The organism is Bacteroides fluxus YIT 12057 (genome assembly GCF_000195635.1).
In the GTDB taxonomy this organism is placed as follows: domain Bacteria; phylum Bacteroidota; class Bacteroidia; order Bacteroidales; family Bacteroidaceae; genus Bacteroides; species Bacteroides fluxus.
Map to the genome: position 1 here is coordinate 181,103 of NZ_GL882691.1, position 11,847 is coordinate 192,949.

Genomic DNA, 11,847 nt, shown 5'->3' on the forward strand with positions numbered 1-11,847 from the left:
AGGATGATTTCGAAAATTAAGAAAGCCACAAGGATAGACTGGATAATAACGTTGATCCCATTGGCATTGGTTATAGCGTTGTGCGGCATCTTTTTTGTGGCACCTACTGCTTCAAATGAAGTGTTGAGCAAGATAAGGTTTTTCTTCGGCGACACGCTTGGCTCCTACTATTTGATTATTGGCCTAGGCATATTTCTGCTTTCAATATTTATCGCCTGTTCAAAATATGGCAACATAGTGCTTGGCGATAAGGATGAAAAGCCTAAATACTCTTTCTTCAATTGGGGGTGCATGATGTTTACTTGCGGTTTGGCGGCAGACATATTGTTCTATTCGTTCTCGGAGTGGTTCATGTATGCCGTTGACCCCCACATCGCAGAAATGGGAAACATGCAGGATTGGGCAGGTGTGTATCCGATATTTCACTGGAGCTTGATTCCTTGGGGATTTTATTTGGTACTGGCCGTTTCTTTTGGCTTTATGCTTCATGTCCGCAAATGCGAACGCCAGAAATATTCAGAAGCATGTCGTCCGTTGTTTGGCAAATATACGGACGGAGTAGCCGGACGTTTGGTGGATTTGCTTGCTGTATTTGCCCTCATAGCAGGTACGGCTACGACATTCAGTGTGGCGACCCCGTTGATGGCAAGTATTATTGATAGCTTGTTCGGCATGGGACTTGATAGAGTTGCTGTCACCATTGTGATTCTTTTGATTACTTGCTTTATCTATACCTATTCTTTGTTGCATGGGTTCAAGGGAATCAGCATTCTTGCGAAGATATGTATTTTTCTGTTTTTCGGTCTCCTTTCTTACGTATTCTTGTTTTGTGGCGAAACCAAGTATATTGTTGAGTCGGGCATGTCCTCATTGGGAAGGATGCTTCAAAACTTCTTCGAGTTGTCCACCTATACAGACCCGCAACGTACTGCTTCCTTTCCTCAGAACTGGACTATTTACTATTGGGCTTATTGGATGGTGTGGTGCGTGGCGGCTCCCTTTTTCATAGGCGGTATATCCAAAGGCAGAACAATCCGGCAAACCATTCTTGGTGGTTATGTGTTTGGTGTTGGGTCAACAATAGTCAGTTTCATTGTATTGGGCAACTATTCAATGGGATTGCAAACAGCCGGCAAGGCGGACTTCCTTGCAGAATATACGGCTAACGGTGATGCGTACAGCCTCATAACCAATATAATCAATACCATGCCTTTCGCCCAAATGGTTTTAGCCATTGTACTTGTCACTATGATTGCATTCTATTGCACGTCATTTGATTCAATAGCACTCACAGCCTCATGCTATAGTTACAGAAGCCTTAAGGATGGTGAGATGCCGCATAGGTCCATCCAATTGTTGTGGTGCATTTTGCTAATCATGCTTCCCATCGCACTTGCGTTTGCCGAAAGCTCGATGAGCAATCTACAATCAGTCAGTATTGTGGCGGCTTTCCCCATCGGTTTTGTGATGGTCATGATAGTTTGGAGTTTTATGAAGGATGCGAAAGCGTATATGAATAGCGATAATAATCATTGATATGAATGCGATAATCTTAGCGGCAGGTCTCGGCACTCGATTGAGGCCATTGACCAATGAACGCCCCAAGTGCATGGTGGAAGTTTGTGGCATACCGATGGTGGAGCGGCAAATTCTGTTCCTGCATGAAGTGGGAATAACCGATATTACGCTTGTTTCGGGATATAAAGCAGAAAGCCTTGACTATCTGAAAGCAAAGTATGCTGTTGATATTGTGCCGAATCCTAAATATGATACGGTCAATAACATCTATTCGATGTATGTGGTGAAAGAACGTTTTGGCGACAGCTATGTGCTGGAGGGTGATGTATATATGCAAAAAAATTGTTTGCGTAAAGAAGTTGGTTCTTCCACCTATTTTTCCGTCTGGAAAAAGGAGTACAAGAGAGAGTGGGGCTTGGTGACTGACGAAAATGGCGTGCTTGACCATGTACATATTGGCGACGGCCAAGGTTACATCATGTCCGGTATTTCATATTGGACAAAATCCAATGCCGCAAAAATAGTTAACCGAATAGACAGGCTAATTGAGAATGAGTCTTATAAAGACCTCTTTTGGGATAATGCGGTTATAGATTCAATACCTGTGCTCGATTCAATAAAAGTGGATGGTGTTGATGGCATTTATGAAATTGACACGGTAGAGGAGTTGAGAGAGTTGGAAGGTGAACTTTATTAACGATATTCGGTTTGGGATACTCTAAAGTGTCTTTTTAAAGGCTATGCCTTAAATAGATTGTTTACGTTGTTTTAGATAGTAATGTAAAATTGTTGACAATTAGTGGCTTCTGTTAAAAAAAATTTCATATATAGTAGTTTCCTTACTTGCTCAAGTTATGTGTTCTCTTTTTTAACTTTTCCTTATGTAACACGTGTGTTGGGTGTAAATAATATCGGTATTTGTAATTTTGTCGATAGTATTATACAGTACTTCGTCATATTTTCTATGATGGGTGTTACTACTATTGGTATTAGGGAAGTAGCCAAATATAAAGATAATAGGGATGGATTATCAAAGGTATTTAGTACATTAGTTTCTATAAATTTAGTTTTTACATTTCTTTCAATTGTTGTATTGATAATCTGTTGTTTTTATATTCCCAAATTACAATCATATTCTCAGCTGGTGTATGTGGGAATAGGAAGGATTATAGCAGGTGCATTGTTGGTTGAATGGTTATATACAGGATTGGAGAATTTTAAATATGTTACAGTTCGTTCGCTTATTGTCAGAGTATTATATGTTTTATTAGTCTTTCTTTTAGTAAAGGATGAAAATGACTACATCTTATATTTTTCTCTGAATGTATTGAGTTATGTGGTTAATGCAGCATTAAATTGGGCTTATAGTAGAAATTATGTTACGTTTTCTATAAAAAGTATTGATGTAAAAAAATATATAGGGCCTTACATAATTTTAGGGATATATTTGATCTTGACAAATCTTTATTCTACGTTTAATGTAATGTATTTAGGATTTGTATCCAATGATACAGAAGTGGGATATTATACAACTGCTACAAAATTATATTCTATCATTATGGCTGTATTTACTGCATTTACAAGTGTTATGATGCCAAGAATGAGTTCGCTTGTTGCTAATAATCAGATGGAGGATTTTAAAGAGCTAACTAATAAATCAAAAGATGCATTGTTTGCTTTCTCTATTCCTTTAATTATTATATCCGAATTATGTGCACCTCAAATAATAGGAATATTGGCAGGTACTGGGTATGAAGGTGCAATTCTTCCTATGAGAATTATTATGCCTCTTATGTTGATAATCGGTTATGAGCAGATTATTATATTGCAAGTGTTAACTCCCCTGAAAAAGGATGTGGCTATTTTAGTAAATTCAGCAATTGGGGCTTCCCTTGGTTTATTGCTGAACTTTTTTCTTGTCAGTAAACTATATAGTTTGGGGGCTTCTGTGGTTTTAGTAGTATCAGAAATATCAGTCCTTTTGTCAGCTCAGTATTTTGTATCCAAATGCATTGGTTATAAGATACCTTTGAGAGCTTTATTAAAACGTTTATTTTTATGTTTACCAATAGTATTTGTATCAATTTTTTCTCATATAGAGCCTGCTTATGTATATCTATCTTTGATTTTAGTTTCTATGGTAGTGATAATATATTGGGCTTTAGTAGAATACTTTATAATGCATAATATTGTTGTTTTAGATATTGTGAACAAAATTTTATATTGCCGTCATAAATCCGGTTCTTGTTAAGAACATAGCGTATTCTTTGTTTTTCGGATTTGAAAATTGGCTGATTGAGTTAAAAAATATAGTATGGATTTGATTCCTAAAATAAGTGTTATAATTCCTGTTTATAATCCAGGTTGGAGCATACATAATTGTGTGAAATCTTTGTTGGCTCAAGTGCTTGAAAATATTGAATTTATTTTTGTTTTGGATTGCCCGACAGATGGGAGTGAGAAGATAATTGAAGATTATGCTCATAATAGTAAACAGATTAAAATTGTAAAGAATGAAAAGAATCTAAATATTGGCATGAGTAGAAATGTGGGTCTTTCAGCTGCAAAAGGTGAATATATTGCTTTTTGCGATCATGACGATATTGTAAAGCCATTTATGTATAGCGATATGGTACAGATAGCTGATGAAACTAATGCTGATATTGTTTTAGGGGTTCCAGAATATATTTATGACGACTCGTCTCTGAATCAAGCCTATTATTATCCAGAATTAGATGGTGATATTCGTTTGAAATTGTTGTCACTAATTATAGGTGAAGATAATGATAGTTCCCAATGGAAGTTTTATTTTTCGCATGGGGTGATTTGGGATAAAATATATAAAAGGTCGTTTCTGGAAGAAAACCATATTCAATTTGTTGATAATAATAAGATTACTTTTGAAGATAATTTGTTCAATATAGATACTCTTATTGTTGCAAAAAAGGTTGTGATATATAATAGAATAGTTTACCAGCATGTTATTAACGGCTTGAATACAGCGGCCACTTATGGATATTCAAAATATGACTGTGTAAATGGCTATATCTTATACTTGTATCAGCGTTTGATAGAAAATGGCTTGTATAATCAGTACAAAATACGTTTTTATAATTCTGTAGTAATGTACATAACTGGCTCTTTTAGTGTTGAGATAAAGAAAAATTGGAAGAGACCTTTACGCATCATTGATTCTTTTATGTATTTGAAGAAAAATAAAGTGATTCAAGAATCTTTCCGTAATAGTAAATTGAGGCCATACTCTAACAGGCTTATGAGAAATTTAGTCTTGTTTTTTATCAATATAATATTTAAGATATAAAAGAGGTATGCCTAAGGTGTCAGTTATAATTCCTATTTATGGAGTTGAAAAATATATAGAACGTTGTGCGAGAAGTCTGTTTGAGCAGACCCTCGATGATATAGAATATTTGTTTATTGATGATGTTACTCCTGATAAGAGTATAGATATATTAAAGCAAGTGTTAGTTGAATATCCTTTTCGTAAGAAACAGGTAGTAATCCATCGTATGGATACAAACAGTGGACAAGCCGCTGTTCGTAAATGGGGAATACAAAATGCTACAGGTGATTTTGTGATTCATTGTGACTCAGACGACTGGATTGATGTTGATATGTATCGTGTAATGTACGAAAAGGCTATACGGGAGGAAGCTGATGTCGTAGTTTGTGATTTCAATTATACAGATGGGATTTCTTATAAACGAAAGGTGAAAGCTTGCTTCTCAGATAGTTGTGATGAGTTCGTATTGGATATGTTGTATCAAAAAATATCATGGGCAGTTTGGAATAAGCTTATACGAAAGGAACTTTGTTCTTCTGTAAAAGTTTTTCCGCTGTATGCAATGGGAGAGGATATGGTTACAACAATACAAATAATTTTGAGCTGTGAGAAAATTTCATATGTGGAAAATGCTTATTACAATTATTATTTTAATCCAAATTCCATTATGAATACCCTAACACGGGAACAATGTATGAATAAATATTTGCAGCTAAAAGGTAATACAGAACTGTTGCTTCCCTTGTTGAAAAATAGTTTTACAGGAATTTGTTATCGTAAAATAGAAAAGGTTCTCAGATATAATAAAACAATACCTTTGCTGACTTACATATATGAAAAGAATTTTTTTATATTGTGGAAGTCTGAAATGAAGTCATGTTATAGCTTGATTTTTGATTGTAATGTTAAGAAAATATTTAAATTGATGTATGTGCTAGTTATGTTAAGGATTTATCCTCTTTATAAGTGCTGGAAATAATGCAAAGTATTTCTTCGAAAGGCAATAAGAAATATTGCAATATACTAAAGTGTGTTACCGTTATGAATGTACTGATATATATGGTGTATCCATTACATTCAGAACCATCTATGACTTTTTTCTTTTATTGTCTTGCTTGTTTTGTTGTGGGTTCATGGTGCTTTTTTAAGGTGAACAGAAAAACTAATTATTTGGACTTTGATGTGTTGTTCATTATAATTTATGTTTTCACATGTTACATATCCACGTTTTTCTTGAAAGAACAGACTTTATATCGAGCATTGTTTTTGGGGTATATGTTTGACACGGATTATGTGAATATAGGTAACTTGTTATCTACTATTGGTATTCTTTCTTATTATTGTGGAGGTTGCAGTAAGGTAAATGTGCCTATAGATAATTCTCATATGTTGCCATGTGTGATTCATACAAAAATATTGTCGGTCTTATTGCTCTGTTTTACCGTTTTGTTTATAGCAATGGGGGGGATGGCTTATAGTCAATCTGCATATCTTGACAGTGCTGGTGTTTTTTCACCTCTTATTCCTTATATTCTACTATTAATCACATTTGTATCTACCGTCATTATTGTTTCGGAGTTTTACAATAAAAAACATCATGCTTTTTATAAAATAAACAAACTTTCCATTATTTCCATAGGAATAGTCTTATTTATTTTGTTAGCTGGTGGAAGCCGTAGTAGTGCATCTTTTATAGCTTTACCTATCTTAGGCATTTATTGTATGATATATAAGCCGTTAAATAAAAAACAAGTTTTTGGTTTTGTTACATTATCAGTAGTTATAATGTGGCTTATAGGTCAAGTACGTTCTGGAGGAGAGGCTTCCGTCTCGAATCCAATCTTGTTGCTTGTTGATTTAACAGTTCCTTCAAGAAACAATTATGCAGTATATGAATATGTTGCTAAATATGGTTTTACGTATGGGACTTCTTTTGTTGGAGTATTTACAGTTATTCCATTTTTATCTAATTTTTTGGGATTGACAAATGGAAGCGGAGAGTTGCTAACACACGACTTTTTTAATATGAATCCCGACTATGATTTAATAGGTTTAGGTACGACAATTATTGCGGATATTTATATAGCATTTGGATGTACCGGGGTTATAGTGCTAATGTATTTATTAGGAAAAATAGTAAAAAAATATACGGAAGGAGCTAAAAATAACAATTATTATTCGTTGGTAATTTATGCTGAGTTGTTTTCGGTATCGGTATTTACTGTAAGAGGATACGTGACAACAGGTTTACGTCCTATTATTTGGTGCTTAGTCATTGCTTATTTTGTAACTCACTATTCTATAAAATTTTCTGCTATAGATAAATAGTTAATTTTGTTTTGCGTCAATATTTTAAAAAAAACTATCGGCACTTCATAGGGATGTAGTTTTATGGAATATTGAATAGATATATAAAGCTCTCAAAGGGGTATGATTTTTTTGTTTTTTACTGCTTCTGTTAATATAGGTGGGATAGAAAGAGTTTTTCTTTCTTATGCGGCTGGTTTGATGTCTCAAGGGCATAGTGTTCATTACGTCTCCTGTAGGGAAAAGGGCGAATTGGGACTTGATTTGCCAGATAATTTGCAATTTCATAACTTAGGTAACGTAAGGTTAAGATATTCAGTTTTTAAGTTAAGGAGATTATTGTTAGAGATAAAGCCAAATATTATTATAACAGGTAATGATTCTACTTTAGTTGCATATTTGTCTAAAATATTGACATTTAAGCGTGATTTTAGAATAGTAACATCTCAACATTCTTATTATAAAAATAATGAAACATTGTTTTATACCAAATATATCTTAAAATATTTTTTCCCTAGGTGTAATAAGGTTATAGCAGTATCAAATGGTATCGCTGACATGTTGGCAAACGATTTTAATATGAGAGAACCATTTGTTAAGGTGATAAATAATCCTATTGATATTCAGAAAATAGATAAGGATTCTTTTAAAAAAGTATCTGATGTTCAGCTTCCTGAAAACTATGTCACATTTATAGGAAGAATGACTCCAGTGAAAAATCTTTATTTTTTAATAGATTCGTTTGAGCTTTTTTGGGTGAGGCATTGCGACTACTTCTTACTTATGATTGGCGAAGGTTATCAACGAAATGAATTGGAGGAATATCTTTCAAGAAAAAAGTGTGCAAACAATGTACTATTTATAGGCGCTCAAGAAAACCCATACTCTTTTTTGAATGATGCTAAATTATTGCTTCTTACATCTTATTCAGAAGCATATCCAACTGTTTTAATTGAGGCAATGAGTTTAGGTGTTACTTGTGTTTGCACTCCTACTTTGGGTGCTAAAGATATATTAGAGGAGGGCAAATACGGTTATATAATAAATACTTTTGACGATAAAATGGAATATTTTCAAGCGATGGAAAGTGCACTATCTAATCCCTTGGAGAAGAAAATGCTCCGTAATCTTGTTGAACAAAAGTACTCATTGGATAAAAAGATTAATGATTTTTTAAATTTTGTAAATTCATAACTGTATGAATTATAATCCGCTGGTGAGTATCGTTGTACCATTATATAACTCCCAAAATGATATCGAAAATTGTTTAGAGTCAATATTTAGGCAAACGTATAAAAATTATGAGGTAATTATTGTCGATGATGGGTCAACCGATAATTCAGTCTACTTAGTTGAACATTTTATTTCTCAGCATACGGATATGCAGATATTATTGTTGCATCAACAAAATTTTGGTCCTTCTAAGGCTAGAAATGAAGGGATCTTACATTCAAAAGGTGATTTGATAGCATTTCTTGATTCTGATGATGAGTGGAAAAGTGATAAGCTTAGTAGTATGGTTCCTTTTTTTGTTGACAATGAGGTTGGTATTGTCTCGTCCTTGTATTCGATAGCTAATGATTGCGCTTTTAATAATCTAGATAATTCTGTAAAACTCATTACACCTAATAGGCTTCTGTTCAAGAACTATTTTATAACATCTGCTACAGTTGGTAGGGCAAATGTGCTAAAAAAATATTTATTTAATGAATTGCAAAAATACTCAGAAGACTATCGCCTATGGCTGGAGATATGTTTTAGTGGTTACAAATGTTTGCTTTTTAATTCCTGTCTTACGAAAATGAATTCAAAGCCCATTTACGGTGGTAGTGGGCTTTCCTCAAAATTATATGAGATGGAGAAAGGTGAGTGGCATAATTATTATCATTTATTAAAAATAGGCAGAATCAACTTTTTTCAATTTTTGTGTGCAATATCGTTTTCTTCTATAAAATATATTTATCGCATAGTTGATGTTAAAATTAAGAAGCGTTAGTGCGTTATATAATAAGTAGGGTGTCCAGCTTAATGTTCTAGTTTTTAGCTCAAAAAAGAGATGTTCATTATTCTAAAGTATTGAGAATCATCCAATATATGATATTCAATGGCCAAGGATATTACGATGCCTTTTTAAAGAGTTAAATCTGTGATAAAGAATTATCTATTTCTTGTTTTATATCAGAATGTTACGAATTAACACAATGTTAAATCAATATCGAAAATCGGAACGTAAAATTGTACACCCTATATAATAAGAAAAAATATGAAACTCTTTACGACTGCAAGTTATTATGGTTCTGGTTCTTCTGCTATAACTGATTTATTAAGTGAATATAGTACAGTGAAGGCATTGGATAGTGATTTTGAGTGTAGAATAGCGTATGATATGTTTGGACTCTCTGATCTTGAATATTATTTAGTTGAAAATAACCACCGGCATAACTCTAGTACAGCTATTAATATGTTCTTACGCTTATGTGGAATTTATGGATTGAATAAAAACATTAGATTTGAAAATTATTCAACTATTTTCCCAAATTTCCATAAGAGCGTGATTGCTTATATAAACGAGTTGGCCCCCATGAGCTATAAAGGAGGGTCTCATGTTGATATTTACATGAAGAGTGATTTGTTTATATTTTTATTAAAAATTAGAGGATTAATCTATAACATTTTTCACAAATTTGAGTCAACAAATGATGATTCTGCATGGTTGTTAAAAGGAGTGACGCCTTATGAACGAGAACTAGGAAAAATTGACTATCATATATCATATCCAATAAATGTTTTTTTGGAAGCAACCCAACGTTTCACTGAAAATTTGTTTGGTAGTGTTAACATGGGTAATAATGAGTATCTTATGGTGGATCAATTGGTACCAGTATCAAACACCATGCGTTTTGTAAAATATTTCAAGGATCTTAAAGTCATTTGCATAGACCGTGACCCAAGAGATGTTTACTATAATGAAAAGAAATTTTGGAAAGGTGGAATTGCGCCTTCTGAACCTAAAATGTTTGTTGAATGGTATAAAGCAACTAGGCAACATAAATTGGTAGAAAAGGATGATAAAAATCGAGTGTTGAGAATAGAATTTGAGGATTTAATTTACGATTATGAAAAAATGTGCCATAATCTTGAATCCTTTTTAGGATTATCTTCGGGCATGCATGTAGCTCCGAAAAGTAAACTAAATCCGAGTTTATCTATTAGGAACATAAAAAAATGGAAAGATGATAATGAGGAGTTGCCTAATATTGAATACATAAAAAAACAATTATTAGATTACTATCCATTTAAGTATGATTGATATTTGTTCTAAAAAGCATGGTTTAAAGTTCTTGGTAATAAAATATTCGTAGTGTTATGAATATATTACATGTTGTCAATATTCCGTTTGTTATTCCATATTTTCTTGGAAAACAGCTTGTTTTTTTTTCAGACAAAGGATATAAGGAACATATTATTTGTTCATCATCAGACGAATTGCCAGTTATGGCTAAAAAGTTCCACTTTGAATATGGTACGGTAGAGATACTGCGTAAATTTTCCATTTGGAAAGATTTGAAAGCGGTGAAGAATACTTTTTCATATATCAATTCTCGACAGATTGACATTGTCACGGGACATACACCGAAAGGGGCATTGGTTGCTATGTTAGCCGCTTATACAGCACGCGTTCCGAAACGGATATATTTTAGGCATGGGTTGGTTTATGAGACATCTCATGGTATGAAGCGGAAACTTCTTATTGCAATGGATCGGTTGGCGGCTTGGATGGCTACCAAAGTGGTATGTGTGAGTCCATCCGTATATAAACGAAGTATTGAAGATAGGTTAAATAGTACTTTAAAACAAATAGTTTTGTCAAAGGGGACTTGTAATGGAATTGATGTTGGCCGTTTTTGTAAGGATACTTTGAATGCTGAAAAAGTATGTAGTTTGCGTAAGCAATATGATATTCCTTGCGGTTGCTTTGTGGTTGGATTTACTGGACGATTGGTAAGGGATAAAGGAATCGTCGAATTGGTAAGAGCTTTTAGGATTCTTCAAGAAAAGCATTCTGATGTAGTAATGTTGTTGGTTGGGATGTACGAAGAACGTGATGCGCTGCCTTCCGACGTCATAGAAATGATAAAAAATAATTCCAAGATTATTAATACGGGGTATGTGCCGAATGCAGAAATAGAATATTATTATGCCCTAATGGATGTATTTGTTTTACCGTCCTATCGTGAAGGATTTCCAACTTCTGTATTAGAAGCTTCTGCCATGGAGCTTCCGGTAGTTACAACCAGAGAAACGGGGTGCATTGATTCAATAGTGGAGGGAAAGACCGGTCTGTTCGTGGAACATGATGAACGGGAAATGGCCTCTGTTATTGATTTTTTTTACAATAATGAAAACATGCGGAGGCTTTTAGGGAGTAATGGGAGAAGGTTTGTGGCAGATAATTTTAAGGAGTCCATCATCTGGGAAGAAATAGAAAAGCTATATACTAATTAAGAAAAATAGTAAGTGTTTTCATGAACATACTAATTACCGGAATCCACGGCTTTGTGGGTTCCAATCTTGTTGTAGCCCTGAAGGAACGTCATAACCTTTATGGTCTGGATATTGTTGCCCCTAAGAAGGAAGGGGTGGTAAGGACTTTTTCTTGGAAGGATATTGATTCTTCCTCTTTTCCGATGCAAAATCTTCCGGAGTTTGATGCTATT

The 11,847-nt window shown here is 33.9% G+C and carries 11 protein-coding genes; all 11 read left to right on the forward strand.

The features are described from left to right. The first annotated feature begins 3 nt into the window (after positions 1–3). Positions 4–1,536 (forward strand): BCCT family transporter, encoded by a 1,533-nt coding sequence (locus tag HMPREF9446_RS16015; RefSeq protein ID WP_009126787.1) that lies wholly within the window; start codon positions 4–6, stop codon positions 1,534–1,536. Between the two features lies 1 nt (position 1,537). Next, a complete protein-coding gene (locus HMPREF9446_RS16020) occupies positions 1,538–2,215 on the forward strand; it encodes a CTP--phosphocholine cytidylyltransferase (RefSeq protein WP_009126788.1) in 678 nt (225 codons plus the stop codon). 102 nt (positions 2,216–2,317) lie between these two features. Further along, on the forward strand, positions 2,318–3,769 hold the full coding sequence (locus HMPREF9446_RS16025; protein ID WP_039969820.1) for an oligosaccharide flippase family protein: 1,452 nt from the start codon (positions 2,318–2,320) through the stop codon (positions 3,767–3,769). A gap of 63 nt (positions 3,770–3,832) precedes the next feature. Beyond that, positions 3,833–4,840: a glycosyltransferase gene (locus HMPREF9446_RS17970; protein WP_009126790.1), complete on the forward strand. Its 1,008-nt coding sequence runs from the start codon at positions 3,833–3,835 to the stop codon at positions 4,838–4,840. A gap of 7 nt (positions 4,841–4,847) precedes the next feature. Further along, on the forward strand, positions 4,848–5,801 hold the full coding sequence (locus HMPREF9446_RS16035; protein ID WP_009126791.1) for a glycosyltransferase family 2 protein: 954 nt from the start codon (positions 4,848–4,850) through the stop codon (positions 5,799–5,801). Beyond that, positions 5,801–7,150 carry an O-antigen polymerase gene (locus HMPREF9446_RS16040; RefSeq protein ID WP_009126792.1) on the forward strand — a complete coding sequence of 450 codons (1,350 nt, stop codon included), beginning with the start codon at positions 5,801–5,803 and terminating at the stop codon, positions 7,148–7,150. Before HMPREF9446_RS16035 ends, HMPREF9446_RS16040 begins: the two co-directional genes overlap by 1 nt. Positions 7,151–7,252: 102 nt before the next feature. Beyond that, complete coding sequence (locus HMPREF9446_RS16045) at positions 7,253–8,323, forward strand: glycosyltransferase (protein ID WP_009126793.1); 1,071 nt, start codon at positions 7,253–7,255, stop codon at positions 8,321–8,323. Between the two features lie 4 nt (positions 8,324–8,327). Continuing rightward, positions 8,328–9,125: a glycosyltransferase family 2 protein gene (locus tag HMPREF9446_RS16050; protein WP_009126794.1), complete on the forward strand. Its 798-nt coding sequence runs from the start codon at positions 8,328–8,330 to the stop codon at positions 9,123–9,125. 267 nt (positions 9,126–9,392) lie between these two features. Continuing rightward, positions 9,393–10,439, forward strand: coding sequence for a sulfotransferase (locus HMPREF9446_RS16055; protein WP_009126795.1), 1,047 nt, complete (start codon positions 9,393–9,395; stop codon positions 10,437–10,439). Between the two features lie 56 nt (positions 10,440–10,495). Continuing rightward, the gene (locus HMPREF9446_RS16060; protein WP_009126796.1) at positions 10,496–11,635 is read left to right on the forward strand and encodes a glycosyltransferase family 4 protein; all 1,140 of its coding nucleotides are present in this window, start codon (positions 10,496–10,498) and stop codon (positions 11,633–11,635) included. A gap of 20 nt (positions 11,636–11,655) precedes the next feature. After that, a partial coding sequence (locus HMPREF9446_RS16065) for an NAD-dependent epimerase/dehydratase family protein (RefSeq protein WP_039969822.1) occupies positions 11,656–11,847 on the forward strand: 192 nt, incomplete at its 3' end.

Excerpts from the sequence above, each read along its gene's own strand:
- HMPREF9446_RS16055 (WP_009126795.1), top strand. The coding sequence starts at position 9,393 with ATGAAACTCTTTACGACTGCAAGTTATTATGGTTCTGGTTCTTCTGCT.
- HMPREF9446_RS16020 (WP_009126788.1), top strand. The coding sequence starts at position 1,538 with ATGAATGCGATAATCTTAGCGGCAGGTCTCGGCACTCGATTGAGGCCA.
- HMPREF9446_RS16035 (WP_009126791.1), top strand. The coding sequence starts at position 4,848 with ATGCCTAAGGTGTCAGTTATAATTCCTATTTATGGAGTTGAAAAATAT.
- HMPREF9446_RS16050 (WP_009126794.1), top strand. The coding sequence starts at position 8,328 with ATGAATTATAATCCGCTGGTGAGTATCGTTGTACCATTATATAACTCC.
- HMPREF9446_RS16045 (WP_009126793.1), top strand. The coding sequence starts at position 7,253 with ATGATTTTTTTGTTTTTTACTGCTTCTGTTAATATAGGTGGGATAGAA.
- HMPREF9446_RS17970 (WP_009126790.1), top strand. The coding sequence starts at position 3,833 with ATGGATTTGATTCCTAAAATAAGTGTTATAATTCCTGTTTATAATCCA.
- HMPREF9446_RS16040 (WP_009126792.1), top strand. The coding sequence starts at position 5,801 with ATGCAAAGTATTTCTTCGAAAGGCAATAAGAAATATTGCAATATACTA.
- HMPREF9446_RS16060 (WP_009126796.1), top strand. The coding sequence starts at position 10,496 with ATGAATATATTACATGTTGTCAATATTCCGTTTGTTATTCCATATTTT.
- HMPREF9446_RS16015 (WP_009126787.1), top strand. The coding sequence starts at position 4 with ATGATTTCGAAAATTAAGAAAGCCACAAGGATAGACTGGATAATAACG.